We start from the raw sequence: 18,983 nt of genomic DNA on the forward strand, positions 1-18,983 counted from the left end.
TAACTTCGTATAGCATACATTATACGAAGTTATACGAAAGAAGGAGAATAAAACCAAAACAATAGCAATCACGTTTAATCCTTTAGTACTGATGATTTCATACCATGAAATATGGTCAAACAACCCTCCAACTTAAGATAGAAAAACAACAAATCATCCAGTAAATACGATTTATCTGGCTCCTTTACCATAACGGAATCTGCGCAGTTTTATTACTGGAAATTATGTTAAGAGAATCAGTTTTTCAAAATTAAAAGACCTTTTGCAGTTTAGTAATTTTTTCAATATTATCATCGAAAACCTGACGTAATGATTCCAAATTTTCCTGATTCATGGCATTAAATTCTTCATCAGTCAATTCCTCAGAAACAGTCATATTAACCAGTGTTCTGATGCTTTCTATTGCTTGACTGATTTCATCTTCCAAGATCAGTAAATGTTTTTTACGATTCTCAATTATCTCATCACTTTTTTCCAAAGCCATCGCTTCTTTTTTACATGGATCTCTGCCAGCAAACCTTTAAGCTTTTGATCTAATCGTAAAATACTGTCATGCATTTCCTTATCGACTGCATTAATAAATTTGGATGGTGTAGGTTGCTCGTCAATCATTATCCTCTCTCCAAAATTCTAAAGGGTTATTTATTATAAGCCTAGCGTATACGCTCTATTTCGCCAGTCAGATAAACAGTGTTATGATTGCATCTTTTTGACGCAATGCAAAATTATGTTATTACATTACCTATTCATTATGGGCATTTGTGTGGAAGCAATCACTGGTGCCATCGCTGCAGGTCGAAAAAAATGGATTTTTTGGTGTCATGCTGATTGCCTGTATTACTGCTCTCGGCGGAGGAACCGTACGCGACGTTCTTTTTAATACTTATCCTCTTACTTGGGTCGCTCATCCCGAGTACCTATTATACACTTCAGCCTGTGCTTTTTTAACTATTTTTATCGCTCATTCCTTAGTTCGGATTATGAGGGTTTTCCTCATACTTGATGCACTAGGTTTGTCAACTTTTGTGATTATCGGTACCCAAAAAATTCTTGCTAATGGACTTTCTCCTAGCATCGCCATTATCAGCGGCCTGATTACAGGTATTTGTGGTGGTATGTTACGCGACATATTGTGCAATGATATCCCGCTTGTGCTGCGAAAAGAACTGTATGCAGTCATTGCTTTAGCTGGAGCCTTGCTATTTATTATTCTGGCACATTTTCATGTTCCCAAGGAGATCAATGTAATCATTACATTAATTGCTATTTTCTCTGCTCGTTTACTGGCTATTTTCTTTCACATTGAAATGCCTAAATTTGACTACTCAGAAAGCCTGCGCAAACGGCGGCGAAAATAATTCACCGCCTATTGAACAACTTGTCATTCAAACTTCACTAATTTCATGAATAACAATATCTTCCAAAGGTACATCAGCATGTCCCATGCGTTGTCCCGTTTTAACTTTCACAATGGCATCAACAACATCCATCCCTTCGATAACTTCACCAAAAACGCAATAACCATATCCTTGCGGATGCTCACCACTAAAATTTAAGAACGCATTATCGGCGACATTAATAAAAAATTGCGCAGTCGCTGAATGAGGATCCATCGTTCTAGCCATAGCTATAGTACCTCGCTTATTAGCTTTGGCTGATTTAGCTTCGTTAGGAATCGATGCCTCGGTTGATTTCTGCGTCATCTCAGCAGTCAAACCACCACCTTGAATCATAAAACCATCAATAACACGATGGAAGATCGTATCATTGTAAAAACCTTTACGAACATAATTGCGAAAATTTTCTGCAGTTTTAGGGGTATTTTCTTCATCCAACTGTATACGAATATCGCCTTTTGAAGTAGAAATTAAAATCATTATGTCTCCTATTATCTCTTTAAGATTATGACGCAAGTATCAAGTCGCGCATTTTAGCACAAACATCATGCATTACATGGATATTATGTATACTTGCCAATGCGGTGAACAAATTAGCTTTTTGCTTAGAAAGATGATGTAAAAAAGCTCGCGAGTGATTCCTACACGTGTAACAGAAACAACCCGCCATAATTGGCGATGTATCATCCGCAAAACATGCTTTTTTAATCTGAATACGCCCATTATCATAATTACTAACGAATCTTAACCACTTACCTTCGGGAAGCAGTTCACCACAAAACAGAGCACCGTGACGAGCATTACGTGTAGGTGCAACACAATCAAACATATCAATCCCTTCAGCAACAACATCCAATAAATCTTGCGGCGACATACCTACCCCCATGGTATAACGCGGCTTGTTCTCAGGTAGATACTCCCTAACCCAACGAATTATTTCCACAGTGGTTAGCATATCAAAACCTACTGTTTCTCCACCAATCGCAATACCATCTGTATGCATAGAAGAAACAAAATCAGCACTTTCACGCCGCAGCTCTTCGTAAATACCGCCTTGTACGATACCAAACAAGGCCTGGCTTGCACCATAACGAGAATTCGGATATTGCTGATGGTAGGCTATTGATTGTTTAAGCCAACGGTGTGTACGTACCATTATCTTCTGTACTTCTTCACGAGAACAATTATCCGGGGTGCATTGATCAAATGCCATAATGATATCAGCACCGATAATTTTTTGTGTTTCTAAAGACATTTCGGGAGTCATATGAATCAAACGCTGTGTGCCTGGCAATTTGAAATGCGCACCCTCTTCATCGATAGTACAAATCTCTTTATTCTTTGACAAAGAAAAAACTTGAAAACCACCGCTATCTGTTAGCATTGGTCCTTGCCAACCCATAAAGCGATGCATCCCTCCTGCTTGCTCGATAACTTCCATACCAGGAGCACAAAGCATGTGATAAGTATTACCGCCCAGGATGATCTGACTACCTGCCTCTTGTAATTCGCGCGGTGTCATATTATTCACACCAGCTCGAGTCCCAACAGGCATAAATACCGGTGTTACAAAATCACCGTGGGGAGTACTAACACGTGTAACCCGTGCTTTGTTGTGGGGATAATTCTTAAGAACCTCACAATGGAACTTGTTCGTCATAACTTATTTTATCGATTGTAATGGTGTGCGATGATAGCTAAGTGGCCTCCTATTTACCAGTATTTGCTCGTCCTCTTCTCAACCAAATCGATGATAAAAATAGTTTATTGCACACCAATATGCGTAGAAATATAACTTAATTTTCTAACCGACGGATAATAAAAATAGCGGCTACTAGCGTAAATAAGAAATAAAATGCCGACCAGGCGGGCATGGAGAGGCCAAGCCAAGTCCAATTAACCTCAGCACAATCCCGGCCCCCCAAAAAAGAGCATGCAAAACGTCACTCCAGGGAAAATATCGCACCAAAACACCTAAATCAGGCATACATGCCGGTGCCTGACCAGGAGGCAAGGCTTGCAACCACAATTGGCGGCCAGCAAAAAATACACCGCCAAAAGCAAAAATAATTTGCAAAACAGCTATCATTTTACGCAGTTTAATCCGCTCTGCATAAATCCCTATTAGAGACAATATAAACAATAAAAAACGCATAAGCGTTGCATGAGGCACAAAGGGCAAGGCTGCAAATCTTTGGCATATTGAAAATAAAAAGAGCATGCAAGGATAAAAAACTTAGCCCTGCCAACAAAATTTGCCCCTGTCGAAAAGTAACTTTATTCATGTTCTGACGTCATATATTGAATAGCTTGCTTAAGATCTTCTTCACTGCATTCTTGACAGGTTCCCTTCGGCGGCATGGCATTCAATCCTTTGGTAGAGGAAGCAACCAGCCCATCCAATTTCTTTTCTTCAATCCGTGGTTTCCAATCAGCTGCAACTCGAAATTTAGGTGCTCCAGCCACACCATCACGGTGACAAAGAGAACAATATTTTTCATAAGTAGCCTGCCCAGGAACAGTCTTGGCAGGACTGGCTTCTGCTTTAACAGGTTTTACATTAGAGGCAGCTGCCGGCTCTTGTCCTTCCACACGTACCTGGCCAATCGGTTTAATCCTTTGTTCGATTTGTTGGCGGTCAAAATCATCGCTTGCGTAAGCACTCAACGTTATAGCAATGAGCGAGATAGCAAAACTAAGACGCATGAGATTACCTTTTCATACTTGAATATAAAAATCATACCGACAAGAAGATCGTATTTCCAGCATGTCTTCACATTGTTTGACTATCTGTTATAGTTTTTTTATCTGAATGAACAGTTAATTAGTCTTTTCTTTGTAACGAGATCATTTATGCAGCAGACAAGACTTGGCAAACAATTAGGTATTCAATTTCCCCTTATTCAAGCACCAATGGCGGGAGGCGCGACAACACCGTCCTTAGTCGCTGCTGTCTGTAATGCTGGAGGACTTGGTTCTCTTGGTGCAGGCTATCTAACTGCCGATGAACTTAGAGAGAACATTCTAAAAATCCGTGCGTTGACTGATAAACCATTCGTAGTAAATCTTTTCATCCCTGAAATAACCACAGCCAGCGAACAACAAATTCAACAAGCGTGTAAAGTGATTACTAAGGCATGCATAGAGCTTAAGCACGAAGTTAAACCAGTAAATCCCCCGTATGCTCCCTCTTTCGAGGAGCAAATGAAGGTTATTTTGGATGAAAGAATACCTATTTTCAGCTTTACTTTCGGCGTACTTGCTCCACATTGGGTAAACAAATTAAAAAATAATACCTTATTAATTGGAACCGCAACTACGGTTGAAGAAGCTCTTCTTCTCGAAAAATCTGGTATTGATATCCTGGTTGTACAAGGAAAAGAAGCAGGCGGTCATCGTGGTACTTTCCTTGGGAAAGCAGAAGATGCTCTGCTTGAGCTTACAGAGCTATTATCTTTACTAAAAGTCCAGGTAAAAATACCTGTTATTGCCGCTGGCGGTATTATGAATAGTGAACATATAGCCAAAACGCTCACCTTGGGAGCTGCCGGCATACAAATGGGAACCGCTTTTTTAACCTGTCTTGAATCAGGTATTCATCCAAAATATAAAGAAGCTTTGTTAACTTGTCAGAAAGACAATACTGTACTTACCATGGCATTTTCAGGAAAATTTGCCCGCGGTATAAGAAACAAATTTACCGAGCGCTTAGCAAACCAACAGAGCGCCATTCTTGCTTATCCAATACAAAATGCATTAACAAGGAGCATGCGTGTTGAAGCAGCAAAACAAAATTGTCCGGATTTTATGGCTCTGTGGGCGGGACAAGCAGCTTATTTATGTCAAGAGAAATCGGCTGCTGATTTAGTAAGAGAATTAACCAATGAAATTATTGAATTTAACGAATAGTAATCTGATTTATTTTCCTAAGGAAATTATTGAGTACAACCAGCTAGAAACACTTTATCTTGATCAAAAACCGCATAACACATTTGCCTGAAAATATTTCTCAGTTAACCAGGCTAAAAAAATAAGTCTCTATGATAACCATTTAACCGATTTACCATCTTCTTTTTGCAATGGAAAGCTTAGAAGCAGTCAATTTAAGTGCTAATAAAATTGCTTCTTTTTCAGACAATATTACCCAGCTAAAAATTTGCAAATCTGGGATATACAACATAATCAATTAGCTGAACTCCCTGAATCACTCGGTAGTTTGAGCAAACTACGTTTTCTTTATTTGGGTGGTAATAAACTTCAAACGCTACCAAAAACCTTTGAAAATTTAAAAAATCTCCTCTATCTAAATTTAACCTATAATCAATTTATTTCGCTTCCCGATTCCCTGGGGGGATTAAGTAATCTTATTGAATTACGTCTATACAAGAATCAACTTCTAAGCTTACCTGATACCATAGGCAACTTAGTAAAATTGAAAGAATTATATGTAATGGAAAATCAACTAACACAACTACCTTTATCCATCGGTAAACTAACAAATTTACGAAAATTAATGTTGGAAAATAATCAATTAAATACTCTTCCTGCAAGCATTGGCGATCTTAAAAAACTTACTGATTTGGATCTGCGTAGTAATCAAATAATCCATCTCCCCGAATCCATTGGTCAACTTAAAGCACTGCGGTTCCTTGATTTGCGCGCCAATCAACTAACCGAACTCCCAACCACTCTCCAGAAATTGAGCAATCTTGAAAAGCTTGATTTGAGACTGAACAAAACCCTGCTGTTGCCCGATTGGCTACCCAAATTAGTAAAGAAAGGATGTACTGTTTTCGTATAACCAACTGAAATTATTAAAAAATACAAAATTAAAAGTTTGCTTTTCTTCTAAAATCTCGCTATGGTATGGGGCACATTTTAGCTTGATGGTTAGCGCCTGCAAATGCAAGAAACGCCTGATTGCTTTGATTTTTCTCGATTATCCCCAGAGGAAATCGCTCGTTTGCTGCAGCAATTTAATCTACGCTTGACCGTTGAGGAAGCACTCACTATTCAGAACAGCTTGTTAAAGCGCCCCCCAACCTACGCCGAATGTGTATTATGGTCAATACAGGGTTCTGAACATTGCTCATACAAAAGCAGCCGTAAGTATCTGAATCAATTGGTTACAACAGCCCCCCATGTCATTCTCGGCCCTAAAGAAGATGCTGGTATTGTCGCTGTAGCTACCGATCATCAGGGTCTACGTTACGGTATTGTCGTCAGTCATGAATCACATAATCATCCTTCACAACTAGTTCCTTTTGAAGGCGCAGCAACAGGGGTAGGCGGCAATGTTCGGGATGTCTGTTGCATGGGTGCTGAAGTGATAGCCGTTGCAGACAGCTTACGCTTTGGTGATATCAATCGTGCTAAAACGAAATGGATCCAAAAAGGAGTTGTCCAAGGTATCGCAGGTTATGCCAATCCTCTCGGTATTCCTAATCTTGCTGGCGATCTGTATTACGATGAAGCTTACAATGAAAACTGTCTGGTAACCCTTGTTACTTTAGGTGTAGTCCGTGAAGATCAAATAATCCACTCTTATGCTCCTGCAAATGCAGAGGATTATTATTTTGTCCTGATCGGAAAACCCACCGATAACAGCGGCTTTGGTGGCGCTGCTTTTGCCTCTGCGACACTCAGTGCAGAACAGGAAGAACAAAACAAAGGAGCAGTGCAAGAACCCAACGCTTTTTTACAACGTCATCTCCTTAAAGCAAATTATGCTTTTTTACCTTGCTACGAGAGCAAAACATGCTTGACCGTGTTGGCTTTAAGGATCTTGGCGCTGGTGGGATAGCTTGCGCCAGTGTGGAATTAGCAGAAGCAGGTGGCTATGGAGCAGAAATCGAGCTCGATTCCGTGCCAACCAGCATGGAGAATCTATTACCTGCTGTTATCCTTTGCTCTGAAACGCAGGAACGTTTCATGTGGGTAGTCCCCAAAAAGTTAGTTACTCCGTTACTGACTCACTATAATGAACGTTTTGCTCTTCCTGAAAATCTGCAATGGCGCACAGGCAACGGTTATCGGTAAGTTAAGAAATGACGGCTTATATGTTGTTAAATACAAAAATAAAGATATTGTTTCTGCTCAAGCCAAAGATATCACTCAAGGCATTCTCTACGATCGCCCCTATTGTGCAAAAAATCAAATCTGCATAGAACCGGAGCCCTTTGCAAACGACGACTTGAATGAAATTCTTCTGCGTCTTTTGGCACATGAAAATATCGCTTCTCGTGCAACTGTTTTTGAAACTTACGATAAACAGGTACAAGGTCGCACCATTATAGAACCAGGCTGGGCTGATGCTGGTCTAATGACACCTTTTAACGAAGACAAATACCCGGAAGAAATTCGTCTTACCGGTGTTGCTTTATCCATCGATCACAACCCTCGTTATAACAAGATCGACGCTTACTGGGGAGCAATAAATGCCGTGCTGGAATCCGTACGTAACATCGTTGCAATAGGGGCTTGGCCACTTGCACTGACTGATTGCTTATGTTTTGGCAATCCAGAAAATCAAATCCAAATGGGCGAGTTTGTTGAGTCAGTGCGAGGAATTGTCGCTGCTTGCAAGGCAGTCACAATGATAGAAACACCTGAGGTTAGTCTGCCTATTATTTCCGGCAATGTGTCTTTGTATAATGAGTCGGCACAAGGTTCTATTCCGCCCAGCCCTATTATTAGTTGTATCGGGTCAATGCCTGATTTCTCCAAAGCACTTACTTATGCTTTAAAACGTCCAGGTTCCATTCTGCTATTATTAGGGGAACGTAAAGACGAATGTGGTGGTAGTGTTTATTACCAACTTCACCAGCAGCTTGGTAGTCAACTTCCTAGACCTGATTTAACCTCCTTTGCCAATGAAATTGCAGCCATCTATTTAGCTATACAGCGTGGTTTGATTTTATCAGCTCATGATATTTCAGAAGGAGGTATAGCCGTCGCACTGGCAGAAATGAGTTTTAAAAATAAAATTGGTGTAAATGTCTTTATTCCTGGTGATTTACCTACTGACAAAAAATTATTCTCTGAAAGCGGTGGCTTTATCCTTGAAGTATCGCCAGAAAATATAAGTGAATTGGAGCAATTGTTTAGTTCTTATCCCATTTCATATACCGCTATTGGAGAAACCATTGCTGTTCCTGTTCTGACTTTCAATTCAGTGATTAATTTGCCTATTAGCATTGCCAGCAATGCCTGGGAAAATGGCTTAAGAGAGAGGTTAATCTAAATGTCTAGTATTGATTATAAGATGGCTGGAGTTGATGTAGAAGCGGGTAATGAAGCTGTTCATCGCATTAAGCAGGCAGTGGAAAGTACTTTTTCCCCACAAGTATTAACAGGACTAGGCAGTTTCGGCGCCTTGTATGATTTGAAATTCCTCATGCAACATTATACTCACCCTGTACTTGTGCAAAGCATTGACGGAGTGGGTACCAAAATGATGGTCGCCAAAATGATGCAGAAATTTGACACTATCGGTATTGATCTTGTCAGTGCGACAACCAATGACATCCTGGTAATGGGAGCCAAGCCACTCACTTTGCTTGACTACATTGCGAATGATAAATTAAAACCCCCTATTGTAGAGCAAATTGTCAAAGGCATTGCTTCTGCTTGTCGCAACGAAGGGATTTCTCTTATCGGCGGTGAAACAGCAGAAATGCCCGGCACCTATCTTCCAGGTGAATTTGACCTGGTTGGTGTCGTTACTGGCGTGGTTGAAAAAAATAAGGCCATTTTAGGAAAAGACATCTGTGCAGGTGATCTTGTTCTGGCGTTTCCTTCCAGTGGTTTACATACGAATGGTTATTCTCTTGCAAGAAAATTGCTTTTTGACATCGCAGGCTATAACGTTGAATCTCGGTTCCAGGATTTTACTCACACCATCGGTGAAGAATTGTTAATCCCTCATCTGAATTACACTAAACCCATTTTGAAAATTCTGGAGAAGAACATACCTATAAAAGGGATGGCGCATATTACAGGCGGCGGTTTATTAGAAAATATTCCTCGTATTTTACCGTCTGATTGCAGTGTAGAAATCATCAAAAACAAATTCCTGAGCAACCTTTATTTAATCTTTTGCGCAGGCTCGGCAACCTGGATGATAACCAGATGTACCGTACTTTTAATATGGGTGCGGGCTTGGTTTTATTTTTAGCCCCCGAAGTACTTAGTTCTGTACATGAAGTCATGCTCGATTTTCCATCTTTCCCTCTTTATGAGATAGGCCATGTAGTAAAAGGTGACGGAAGGGTGCTGCTATTATGATTCGCATAGGGTTAATCCAATTTCCAGGCTCCAATTGTGAACGGGAAACAGCCTTGGCGATAAAACGCGCCGGCATGGAGCCAGTCGATTTTTGTGGAATGAGTCTCTGCTAAAGCTACAAAGCATGGATGGTTATGTCCTCGTTGGTGGTTTTTCTTACGAAGATCGCTCACGTGCTGGAATTATTGCTGCCTTAGCCCCTCTCATGCAGGAAATAAAACGGCAAAGTGAACAGAATAAACCTGTATTAGGTATCTGTAATGGAGCGCAAATACTGGTTGAATCAGGTTTAGTGCCAGGCCTGGATACTAACGATACCCTGGCACTTACAGATAATAAACGAATTGTTGATGGTAAAATAATGGGAACAGGTTTTTACAATGCCTGGATTAACCTGCGACTTGCGACTAATTATCAGAATAATGCCTTCACTTCTCATCTCTCCACCAGCGATGTACTCCATTTACCTACTGCGCATGGTGAAGGGCGTTTTGTTATGCCAGATGCCTTATTAGAAAAATTAGAAAAACAGGGTTTAATTCTCTTTCAATACTGTAATGAACAGGGAGAGTTAATTGACAATTTCCCTATTAACCCCAATGGTTCTATGAAGAATATTGCTGCCATTTGCAATCAAGCGGGAAATGTTATGGCAATCATGCCTCATCCTGAACGCACGATCCACGGCGATCCCATTTTTACTTCCATTCGCGCTTATATCGAAACTAAAAAGGAACAAACGCCAATCAACAGGAATCTATTAACAAAGACCTCTGCCGAATTACAATCTTTTAACAAAATTCCTGGCAGTTATCAGTGTCTGGTTAAATTAATCATCACTGACAATCAAGCTTTAACGGTACAACAAACATTAAGGCAATTAGGTTTTCCTGTTATTGTTCAGCGTTTCGTGCATTGGGAAATTGATTGTGACTCGCAAGACATGATTGAGCAAATAAAAAAGAGTGCGGTTTTATATTGTCCTCGTAAAGAACAATTAACGACCCTCGGTGAACTTGAGAAAAAGCACAGTCCAACCTACCTGGTACGTGCAAAAGACGATCTGATAGGGCAGCAAGCCTTACAAACCCTAACAAGCCACTACTCCGTAGAAGGTGTAAAAAAATTAGCTACGGTGTGGTATGGCAGTTTAAGAGTGATACAGCCAATATCAATGAGTTAATCAACTCTATTTTGTTAACAAACATCATTAGGAATCAATACGCACATGAATGCTATCAATATGACTACCAATTATTGTGATGAAATTCAGGCAGCATTACCTTTTTGCCTTCGCCAAACAAATCTGCCTTTCGGCCAAAAAAATCAAGGTAAAGTACGGGATTTTTATGATCTCGGAGAACATATTCTATTAATTACTACCGATAGATTAACAGCCTTTGATAGGCATCTTGCTCTGATTCCTTATAAAGGGGCTGTGTTAAACCTAACCTCCGCCTGGTGGTTTGCACAAACTAGACATCTTGTTCCAAATCATATTATTGCGGTACCTGACCCCAATGTAGTTGTCGCCAAAAAATGTACCGTTTTTCCAATTGAATTTGTCGTCCGAGGCTATATTACTGGTACTACAGAAACTTCATTATGGACACAATACCAACGAGGCGTTCGCGAATATTGTGGTCTTTCGTTTCCTGAAGGCTTACAGAAAAATCAACGACTGCAAGAACCTGTTTTAACTCCTACAACAAAAGAAGCCCATCACGATCGACCAATATCCGCTGCTGAGATTGTTGCTGAAGGGTGGATGAGTGAAGAAGACTGGTCCTCTGCCTCCACATTAGCGCTTAAGCTATACCAAGCTGGTGTTGAAAGAGCTGAAAAGCATGGTTTGATTCTAGTCGATACCAAATATGAATTTGGCCGTGATAAGGAAGGCAATATCATGGTAGTTGACGAAATTCATACTCCCGACTCAAGTCGTTATTGGCTAGCCACTAATTATCAAGCTCGTATTGCGGCAGGTTTAGAACCAGAAAATATCGACAAAGAATTTGTGCGCCTATGGTTTGCCAAACACTGTGACCCCTACAACGATGAGGTCTTACCACAGGCTCCACGCGAATTAATCGCTGAACTATCAGCACGCTATATCCAGCTCTATGAAATGATTACCGGTAAAGAGTTTGATTTTAGTGACTATGATGAACCCGTAGAGCAACGCATAGAACGAAATATTTCCCATTACTTAAGGTAAGATCATGTGCGGCATAGTTGGCATTTACAGTCATGAATCAGTGGCTTCCGAACTCTATGACAGCCTTATTCATTTACAACATAGAGGACAAGACGCAGCAGGCATCCTAACTTGCGAACAACGTTTTTATAGTCAAAGTGGTTTGGGACTAGTACAAGAAATTTTTACTTCTGAAAATGTTCTTGCCCTAAAAGGAAATATAGGTATCGGCCACACACGCTATCCTACAGCAGGTGGTTATACTGACTCAGACATTCAACCCTTGTGGATTGGTAGTCCACGTGGCATTGCGCTTGCCCATAATGGCAACCTCTCTAATTACCAAGAATTGGCTGACGAAATTCGCTTAAAACAATATCACCATCTTAACTCCTCATTAGATTCCGAAGCTTTATTGCTCATGTTTGCTAACCAATTAGTCCATGAAACCACCAAGAAAAAAGAGGATGATGATAATTTCTTTGAACTTCTTTGCAAGGCGGTAGACTATATTTTTAATCATGTCGAAGGTGCCTACTCTATTGTAAGTACGGTTATTGGAAAAGGATTAGTTGCATTCCGTGATCCCCACGGTGTCCGGCCACTTGTTTGGGGGGACACGTACGAGATCAGATGGGAGCAAAGATATCATTTTTGCCTCGGAAACGACTCCTTTTTATGCACTTGGATTTAAGCCCGAGGGAGATATTCAACCAGGTGAAGTAGCCTATGTTAATCAAGCAGGTAAATTATATCGTCGCGTAGTGAAAACGGCTGAATTCCGACCCTGCGTTTTTGAATATGTTTATTTTGCCCGTCCAGATGCTACTCTGAATAATGTTAGTGTCTATCGTGCGCGTTTGCGAATGGGACAAAATCTGGCTCTTCAATGGAAAAAACACCACCCTGAGCTCCTGCCAGACGTTGTTATTCCAGCACCGTTCACTGCGAATACCGCAGCGTTGTCTTTTGCCCATGAATTAGGTGTACGGTATTCGGAAGGCTTATATAAAAATCCATTCATAGGCCGTACTTTTATCATGCCTAATCAAAGTACTCGCAAGCGTAACATTCGCTATAAATTAACACCACAACGAACTGAAATCGAAAATAAAACGTATTGATTGTTGATGACAGCATTGTCCGAGGAACCACCTCACGCGAAATTGTAAAAATGGTAAGAGAATTTGGTGCTAAAAAATTTATTTTGCCTCAACCTCACCTGCCATTAAAAATCCCTGTTTTAATGGCATTGATATACCCTCTCGCCAGGAATTAATTGCTGCTCATTTAACAGACGATGAAATCGCCAAGTACCTTGGTGTTGATGTATTAATGTATCAATCTCAGTCTGATCTGATTGAGGCAGTAACCCGTCGTGGCCACCATCAAATTAAACAACCTTGTATGTCGTGTATGGATGGTAATTATTTCTGCAATACGATGAATGCAAAAAAAATGGTACAGCTTGAACAACAGCGAAAAATGAATCGCCTGGAACTAGAAAAACGGAGACTTAAGGTAATGAAGATCCTTGTTATTGGTTCAGGAGCACGTGAGCACGCTATAATCAACGCTCTCCATCGCTCACCACAAAAGACACACCTATATTGCTACGGCAGCTTTGTTAATCCAGCTATCAAACCATTAACAGTTGATTATTGTACAGGCGATATCACAGCGTGTACCGTTGTTTTAACCCAGGCAAAGCAATGGAAAATAGAATTGGCTATTGTTGGTCCGGAAGCGCCACTGGAAAAAGGCATGGCTGATATTTTATGGCAAGCAGGCATTCCAACTATTGGCCCTAAAAAAGCGCTTGCGCAAATTGAAACCAGTAAGGAATTTGCTCGCGATCTCATGCAGCGACACCATATTGCCGGCTTACCTCGCTACCAAAAATTCTCCAGTCTCGCCGCCCTTGACAGTTTTCTTCATGAACTAGACGAAGACAACTATGTTATTAAAGCAAACGGGTTAATGAGCGGTAAAGGCGTCAAAGTAGCCGGAGAACAATTACACTCGTTTACTGAGGCCAAAGTTTTTTGTCAGGATCTTATAGCTAAAAATCAAACCTTTATTGTTGAAGAAAAACTCCTTGGCCAAGAATTTTCCTTCATGTGCTTTGCTGATGGTGAAAAGCTTGTTCCAATGCCTTTAGTCCAAGATCATAAACGGGCTTATGATGGAGATAAAGGTCCTAATACAGGAGGGATGGGTAGTTATTCAGATTCTAATCATCGCTTACCTTTTTTAACTGAACATGAAATTAACCAGGCTTTTGCTATTAACCAGGCGGTTTTTGAAGCCTTATCACGTGAATTCAACGAAAAATACATCGGTATCTTATACGGTAGTTTTATCGCAACGAAGGACGGTATATTCGTCATTGAATTTAATGCCCGTTTCGGTGATCCAGAGGCTCTAAACGTACTCTCCATTTTAGAAACAGATTTTTTGGCGATTTGCCAGGCAATGGTGAATGGGAAACTCGACGAAAAAGAAATCAAATTTTCATCCCAAGCTACGGTTTGCAAATACGCCGTGCCTCAAGGCTACCCAGATAATCCTATTAAAGATTTTGTTGTTGATTTCAGTAAAATACAGCAGCAGGGAAATTTGTACCTAGCCTCCGTTAACCAAATTGATGACCAAATGTTTGCTGCAGGTGCGCGGACAGCAGCTTATGTTGGCATTGCAGATACTATTTTTGCTGCTGAAATCCATGTTGAAAATGAAATTTCTCGCATTGATGGCCCATTGTTCCATCGTCAGGATATTGGTACTCAACCATTAATCCAATATCGTATTGACGATATGGTAAGGCGCCGAAATTTATGATCCGCTTAGCTATCCTGGGTTCAACACGTGGCAGCAATCTCGATGCACTTGTGACTGCAATCGATAAGGGAACCCTTGCTGCCACAATCGCCTTAGTGCTCAGTAATAAAATCGAAGCAGGAATTCTGACAAGAGCCAAAAATTTTGGTCTTAAATCGGTATTTGTCAATCCAGAAGGTCTGAGTCGAGAAGATTTTGATAATTATTTGTCTTCGTTACTTCATCAGCATCATATCGATCTGGTCATCTTAATGGGTTATATGCGCATCTTATCTATGCCATTTGTTTTAAACTGGCAGAATCGAATCATCAATGTTCATCCTTCTCTATTGCCCGCTCATGCGGGACTTATGGATTTGGCAGTACATCAGGCTGTTTTAAACTCAGCAGCCCCCTTAACAGGCTGCACAGTTCATTTTGTCACCGAGCAAGTCGATGCGGGCCCCATTATTTTGCAGAAAGCCTGTCCTGTTTTACCGAATGACACCCCGGAATGTTTAAAAACCCGTGTGCAACAGCTCGAAGCTCAGGCCCTCATTGAAGCAATTGCCTTGCAAAAAACTACACACATGCTAAGGTCTGCGGCTAACTCACATCACTGAATCATCTTGTGAAGAGTGTGAGTCTGCTGTAATAGCCAGCTACTAATCCTCATTTTTACACTTTGGAACTGTATGATGTTTATTAGGAAATAACCCATGCATTCAAGTCGCTCCTGGTACCCGCTCTGCTTTTTTCTTTAAGCCTGTTGTTGGTGTTCATCATTTTGCCTCTTACTCGCCAGGGAATGTTCATGGATGGTATTATTTACGCAGCCATCGCTAAAAATTTAAGTCTCGGCTACGGCAGTTTATGGCAACCTTACTACTCTCAAACTGATTTTTCTTCCTTCTATGAACACCCTCCTCTAGTTTTTTATTTTCAGTCTTTATTTTTAAATTTTTTGGCCAGGGCTTCGGGGTTGAACGATTTTATTCATTTTTAATGGCGTTAGGACAGTTTGCTTTAATTGCCTGGTATTGGTTAAAGAATAAAAATACCAGTTTCCTGACCTTGGGATTATTATTGTTTTTGTGGTTATTGATTCCTTTAAATCATATCTATACCAACAATATGCTGGAAAGCACCCTTACCTTATTCACTACCTTCGCAAGTTTAGTTTTACTGGCTGACACAAAATCAAAATCAGCTTTCTTTTGCCAATATCTGATCAGCGCTGTAGCCATTTTAATTGCTTTTTTTGTAATGGACCTACTGCATTTTTCCCTCTTGCAGTGCCTTTTCTTAACAAATTGATCAATGAACCACAAGCTATCGCTAAGGGTATAAAAGAAACCATTTTTTAATCGCTCTTGTAGCGCTGTTACTGAGTAGTTTTTACTTATTGGTGCCTGCAGCACTAGTTAACACAAAAAATATTTTTCCCAACAACTCCTGGCCTCAATTACTGGCACACGTGAATTAAATTACGTTGGCTTAAACCACTTACATATCGTTGTCCTTTTCTACAAGCCTTACCGCTTGGTGACCATTTTTGCTCTTTTATCGTTGGCTATTTCAACAAAAATTGATAGGCAAGGTCTTGTTAAAAAATTTAAATCCAGTATGCGGGAAAAAAGAATTTGGTTGTTTTTCACATTGTCATTGGCTTCATCACTGCCAGTTGGGGTAAGTCATCGACAAGCACTGAACTATATCATGCAATCAGCACCCTTTTTTACCCTTGCAATGATGTATTTCTGTTTTGAGTCTGTTCAAACCATTGCTGATTATTGCAAAAGTAAACCTTGGCTTTTTAAGACGCTTACAAGCTTGAGTTGCCTGATTTTTGTCGCTTGTATTGCTATGCTCTTGAATCTTGCCTCCGGATTTAATCGTCATAAGGCTATGCTAGAAGATCTCAATTACCTAATAAATTATTGCAAAAATGATGAAATCATATCAGTCAGCCCCGCTCTTTATTATAAATGGTATACCGGAGCCTACCTTGCGCGTAACTCGATGATTAGTGTAACTACACAAGCTGGCAAAGAATTCTATCTTACCTTGAAAACAGAACCAGTACCTGATAATTATCACCTAATCAAGTTGCCCTTGTCTTACTATCATCTAGCACGTCACGATTGAGGTACTTTAGGTTCAGGCCATACATGACGGGAATAGGTAAAATAATTTATGAAAGAAGCCAAGCCGATACCAACGGCAATAATGAGATTCTCACGCAAAAACCACTACCTAAATAACTGATTCCAAGTCTTAGCCAATAGCTCTGCAGATAAATCATAACCACTGAATAAAGCCCAAATCCAAGCAGGCGCCTTACTTCAAAAAACTTGCTGAGTTTCAAACTGTTCTTAAAGGTAAAGTTACGATTTAAAATAAAATTATGGATAATCGCCGCTAGTACAGCAAGCTGTGATGCGTTAAAAGCCGGCAGGTATTTGCGAAATAAATTATAAGCAACAAATTGAACTGTCATGCCCATCAAACCAACCAAACACATTTTTAAATAACGTTTAAGCTCATAATACCGTAAGGTAAAAACAACACGTAAAGCATCGATAATGCTGTTCTTAGGTAATTTACTTTCCCCGTTTTCTCTATCAATAAATTCTATAGGATATTCACAAATTTTAGCTTTATTTTTGTGCAACAACCAAAGCAGTTGTAGTTTATAAGCATAATGATTAGAAAGAAAACGTTGAGGGAGTATGTTAATCAAACTTTGTCGACGTGTTGCCCGAAAACCACTGGTGAAATCTTTATATTTTTGAGTCAGCACCGTTCTTGCAACATAATTACCCAGTACAGAAAATACCTTACGATGCCATTCCCAATTTTTTGGAATACTCCCCCCTCGTACATAACGACTACCAACCACAACATCAAAATTTTTATTTTTCCTAGAATAGGTTTGATGTACTTAGGTTGATGAGAAAGATCTGCATCAAACTCAAAGATAATATCGGCATTCATTGCCGTTAAAGCATATCTCATTGCTTGTAAATAAGCTGAGCCCAGACCAGATTTTTCCTGCTCTGTTTTTAGATGCAATTTAGGGTAGTCATCCTGTAAAGCACTTACAATTTTTTGAGTCTTATCAGTCGAGTTGCTATCAAAAATCAAGATATGAACATCAAAATTCTCAATTGATTCCACAGCAGCAAATACTTGCATAATGGTGTTCTTAATAACGAACATTTCATTATAAGTAGGAATTATTATAACAACTTTTTCTTTTCCTAATTGACTGGTTTCGCTTGGATCAAGTATTAGGTGCTTATTGAAGTCCATCATTAAATCGTATATCTCTAACCTTGTGATATTTGGCTATAATATTACTCGTCGACTTGCAAAAAATAAAGCAGACGCCGCCCCCTTTTAAAACTATTATCTTCAAAATCCAACCCACAAATCCTCTACTTAACAGCTTTCTTGCGGATTTTCTATATCAGTTTGCAGTTATTGGTTGACTCTCACTCATTCTGCTATAAACTCTCCAGCAAACATCTCGTTTTCTCTAAGAGAGGCATCAGGTGTTTAAGGGATTGCCATTATAGCATTAATTTTCTTGTAGCATTGTACATTGATTGAAATAACTAACCAGGGATTATTATGTCGAATGCACTAGTATCTATTTTAATGGGATCAAAATCAGATTGGTCAATTATGGAAGAAGCCAGTCTCATGCTGGAAAAACTTGATGTTCCTCACGAAGTGCGAGTACTTTCGGCACATCGTACTCCCGATGCATTATTTACCTATATCCAATCAGCTGAACAAAAGGGATCGAAGTTATAATTGCCGCTGCCGGCGGTGCCGCACACTTACCAGGTGTTATTGCAGCAAAACCCTATTACCAGTATTGGGTGTTCCCATGCCTTCATCAACATTTACCAATGGTCTCGATGCTCTTTTATCTATAGTACAAATGCCGGCAGGAATTCCTGTTGGTACGCTTGCTGTCGGGAAAGCTGGCGCGATCAATTCTGCTGTTTTAGCCACTACAATACTCGGCAACAAATACCCTCAATACCGAGCTGCAATACAAAAACAGCGTGCCAGCCAAGCCGAAAAAATACTGGAAGACTCTGAAATCAAATAATAACGGGTTGAATATTAACCGTTTGCCTGAGTTCAGTCCCCCCGGAAAATAGACTTATTTCCTGGGACTGCATTAGATAACGTCCCTAAAATTTTTTTGTAATCTCTCCGGCCTTAATCTAGCTTTTGACAATACTCTTTAAAGACAGCAATAACCT

At 40.0% G+C, this 18,983-nt stretch carries 23 protein-coding genes and 4 pseudogenes; 18 read left to right on the forward strand and 9 right to left on the reverse strand.

Annotated features, from left to right (window positions below; all coding sequences use genetic code 11):
• Nucleotides 1-250: 250 nt before the first annotated feature.
• Both BN58_RS18200 and BN58_RS31260 read right to left on the reverse strand, forming a co-directional pair.
• Nucleotides 251-484 carry a hypothetical protein gene (locus BN58_RS18200; RefSeq protein WP_019218056.1) on the reverse strand — a complete coding sequence of 78 codons (234 nt, stop codon included), beginning with the start codon at nt 482-484 and terminating at the stop codon, nt 251-253.
• Nucleotides 457-612, reverse strand: a complete 156-nt coding sequence (locus BN58_RS31260; protein ID WP_019218057.1) for a hypothetical protein — start codon at nt 610-612, stop codon at nt 457-459. Before BN58_RS31260 ends, BN58_RS18200 begins: the two co-directional genes overlap by 28 nt.
• A gap of 115 nt (nt 613-727) precedes the next feature.
• Here BN58_RS31260 and BN58_RS26980 point away from each other — a divergent pair.
• A pseudogene (locus tag BN58_RS26980) lies at nt 728-1,358 on the forward strand (trimeric intracellular cation channel family protein).
• A gap of 27 nt (nt 1,359-1,385) precedes the next feature.
• Here the strand turns inward: BN58_RS26980 and BN58_RS18215 are convergent.
• The 5 genes and pseudogenes from BN58_RS18215 to BN58_RS18230 form a co-directional block, all read right to left on the reverse strand.
• Nucleotides 1,386-1,877 carry a peptidylprolyl isomerase gene (locus tag BN58_RS18215; RefSeq protein ID WP_019218058.1) on the reverse strand — a complete coding sequence of 164 codons (492 nt, stop codon included), beginning with the start codon at nt 1,875-1,877 and terminating at the stop codon, nt 1,386-1,388.
• Nucleotides 1,878-1,902: 25 nt separating this feature from the next.
• Nucleotides 1,903-3,057, reverse strand: coding sequence for a tRNA guanosine(34) transglycosylase Tgt (gene tgt / locus BN58_RS18220; RefSeq protein WP_026069602.1), 1,155 nt, complete (start codon nt 3,055-3,057; stop codon nt 1,903-1,905).
• A 136-nt stretch (nt 3,058-3,193) separates the two neighbouring features.
• A complete protein-coding gene (locus tag BN58_RS38080) occupies nt 3,194-3,271 on the reverse strand; it encodes a hypothetical protein (RefSeq protein WP_408605510.1) in 78 nt (25 codons plus the stop codon).
• Nucleotides 3,272-3,339: 68 nt separating this feature from the next.
• Nucleotides 3,340-3,587 (reverse strand): annotated as a pseudogene (locus BN58_RS37230) (disulfide bond formation protein B); the annotation flags it as partial.
• An 87-nt stretch (nt 3,588-3,674) separates the two neighbouring features.
• Entirely contained in the window at nt 3,675-4,103 is a 429-nt protein-coding gene (locus BN58_RS18230) for a c-type cytochrome (RefSeq protein WP_019218060.1), read from the reverse strand.
• Between the two features lie 147 nt (nt 4,104-4,250).
• On the opposite strand from BN58_RS18230, the gene BN58_RS18235 reads away from it, so the two are divergent.
• The 16 genes and pseudogenes from BN58_RS18235 (at nt 4,251) to BN58_RS18290 (ending at nt 16,848) form a co-directional block, all read left to right on the forward strand.
• Nucleotides 4,251-5,306 (forward strand): NAD(P)H-dependent flavin oxidoreductase, encoded by a 1,056-nt coding sequence (locus BN58_RS18235; RefSeq protein ID WP_019218061.1) that lies wholly within the window; start codon nt 4,251-4,253, stop codon nt 5,304-5,306.
• 247 nt (nt 5,307-5,553) lie between these two features.
• Nucleotides 5,554-6,198 (forward strand): leucine-rich repeat domain-containing protein, encoded by a 645-nt coding sequence (locus BN58_RS26990; RefSeq protein ID WP_019218062.1) that lies wholly within the window; start codon nt 5,554-5,556, stop codon nt 6,196-6,198.
• 102 nt (nt 6,199-6,300) lie between these two features.
• Nucleotides 6,301-7,200: an AIR synthase related protein gene (locus tag BN58_RS35245; RefSeq protein ID WP_232220769.1), complete on the forward strand. Its 900-nt coding sequence runs from the start codon at nt 6,301-6,303 to the stop codon at nt 7,198-7,200.
• Complete coding sequence (locus BN58_RS35250) at nt 7,155-7,436, forward strand: AIR synthase-related protein (RefSeq protein WP_232220770.1); 282 nt, start codon at nt 7,155-7,157, stop codon at nt 7,434-7,436. The genes BN58_RS35245 and BN58_RS35250 overlap by 46 nt, the downstream gene beginning before the upstream one ends.
• On the forward strand, nt 7,387-8,640 hold the full coding sequence (locus tag BN58_RS35255; RefSeq protein WP_232220771.1) for an AIR synthase-related protein: 1,254 nt from the start codon (nt 7,387-7,389) through the stop codon (nt 8,638-8,640). The genes BN58_RS35250 and BN58_RS35255 overlap by 50 nt, the downstream gene beginning before the upstream one ends.
• Nucleotides 8,641-9,573 carry a phosphoribosylformylglycinamidine cyclo-ligase gene (purM, locus tag BN58_RS27000; RefSeq protein WP_269570443.1) on the forward strand — a complete coding sequence of 311 codons (933 nt, stop codon included), beginning with the start codon at nt 8,641-8,643 and terminating at the stop codon, nt 9,571-9,573. It abuts the gene before it with no gap.
• Nucleotides 9,546-9,683: a hypothetical protein gene (locus tag BN58_RS36550; protein ID WP_269570445.1), complete on the forward strand. Its 138-nt coding sequence runs from the start codon at nt 9,546-9,548 to the stop codon at nt 9,681-9,683. The genes purM and BN58_RS36550 overlap by 28 nt, the downstream gene beginning before the upstream one ends.
• A complete protein-coding gene (locus tag BN58_RS36555) occupies nt 9,680-9,796 on the forward strand; it encodes a phosphoribosylformylglycinamidine synthase subunit PurQ (protein WP_269570444.1) in 117 nt (38 codons plus the stop codon). The genes BN58_RS36550 and BN58_RS36555 overlap by 4 nt, the downstream gene beginning before the upstream one ends.
• An 11-nt stretch (nt 9,797-9,807) precedes the next feature.
• Nucleotides 9,808-10,866, forward strand: coding sequence for a phosphoribosylformylglycinamidine synthase I (gene purQ, locus BN58_RS27005; RefSeq protein ID WP_019218064.1), 1,059 nt, complete (start codon nt 9,808-9,810; stop codon nt 10,864-10,866).
• 45 nt (nt 10,867-10,911) lie between these two features.
• Entirely contained in the window at nt 10,912-11,901 is a 990-nt protein-coding gene (locus BN58_RS18260; RefSeq protein ID WP_019218065.1) for a phosphoribosylaminoimidazolesuccinocarboxamide synthase, read from the forward strand.
• Between the two features lie 4 nt (nt 11,902-11,905).
• Nucleotides 11,906-13,362: pseudogene (gene purF, locus BN58_RS37235) on the forward strand (amidophosphoribosyltransferase); the annotation flags it as partial.
• 42 nt (nt 13,363-13,404) lie between these two features.
• On the forward strand, nt 13,405-14,721 hold the full coding sequence (gene purD / locus BN58_RS18270) for a phosphoribosylamine--glycine ligase (RefSeq protein ID WP_026069604.1): 1,317 nt from the start codon (nt 13,405-13,407) through the stop codon (nt 14,719-14,721).
• Nucleotides 14,718-15,323, forward strand: a complete 606-nt coding sequence (gene purN, locus BN58_RS18275) for a phosphoribosylglycinamide formyltransferase (RefSeq protein ID WP_019218067.1) — start codon at nt 14,718-14,720, stop codon at nt 15,321-15,323. The genes purD and purN overlap by 4 nt, the downstream gene beginning before the upstream one ends.
• A 191-nt stretch (nt 15,324-15,514) precedes the next feature.
• Nucleotides 15,515-15,706 carry a hypothetical protein gene (locus tag BN58_RS18280; protein ID WP_019218068.1) on the forward strand — a complete coding sequence of 64 codons (192 nt, stop codon included), beginning with the start codon at nt 15,515-15,517 and terminating at the stop codon, nt 15,704-15,706.
• Entirely contained in the window at nt 15,706-16,017 is a 312-nt protein-coding gene (locus tag BN58_RS18285; protein WP_019218069.1) for a hypothetical protein, read from the forward strand. The genes BN58_RS18280 and BN58_RS18285 overlap by 1 nt, the downstream gene beginning before the upstream one ends.
• 225 nt (nt 16,018-16,242) lie before the next feature.
• Complete coding sequence (locus BN58_RS18290; protein ID WP_019218070.1) at nt 16,243-16,848, forward strand: hypothetical protein; 606 nt, start codon at nt 16,243-16,245, stop codon at nt 16,846-16,848.
• 46 nt (nt 16,849-16,894) lie between these two features.
• Here the strand turns inward: BN58_RS18290 and BN58_RS35270 are convergent, their stop codons facing one another.
• Together BN58_RS35270 and BN58_RS35275 are read right to left on the reverse strand one after the other, a co-directional pair.
• The gene (locus BN58_RS35270) at nt 16,895-17,503 is read right to left on the reverse strand and encodes a GtrA family protein (protein ID WP_232220772.1); all 609 of its coding nucleotides are present in this window, start codon (nt 17,501-17,503) and stop codon (nt 16,895-16,897) included.
• Nucleotides 17,497-18,018, reverse strand: a complete 522-nt coding sequence (locus tag BN58_RS35275; RefSeq protein ID WP_232220773.1) for a glycosyltransferase — start codon at nt 18,016-18,018, stop codon at nt 17,497-17,499. Before BN58_RS35275 ends, BN58_RS35270 begins: the two co-directional genes overlap by 7 nt.
• Before the next feature lie 390 nt (nt 18,019-18,408).
• On the opposite strand from BN58_RS35275, the pseudogene BN58_RS27020 reads away from it, so the two are divergent.
• Nucleotides 18,409-18,826: pseudogene (locus tag BN58_RS27020) on the forward strand (5-(carboxyamino)imidazole ribonucleotide mutase).
• The last annotated feature ends 157 nt before the right edge of the window (nt 18,827-18,983 follow it).

The organism is Legionella tunisiensis (genome assembly GCF_000308315.1).
Lineage (GTDB): Bacteria > Pseudomonadota > Gammaproteobacteria > Legionellales > Legionellaceae > Tatlockia > Tatlockia tunisiensis.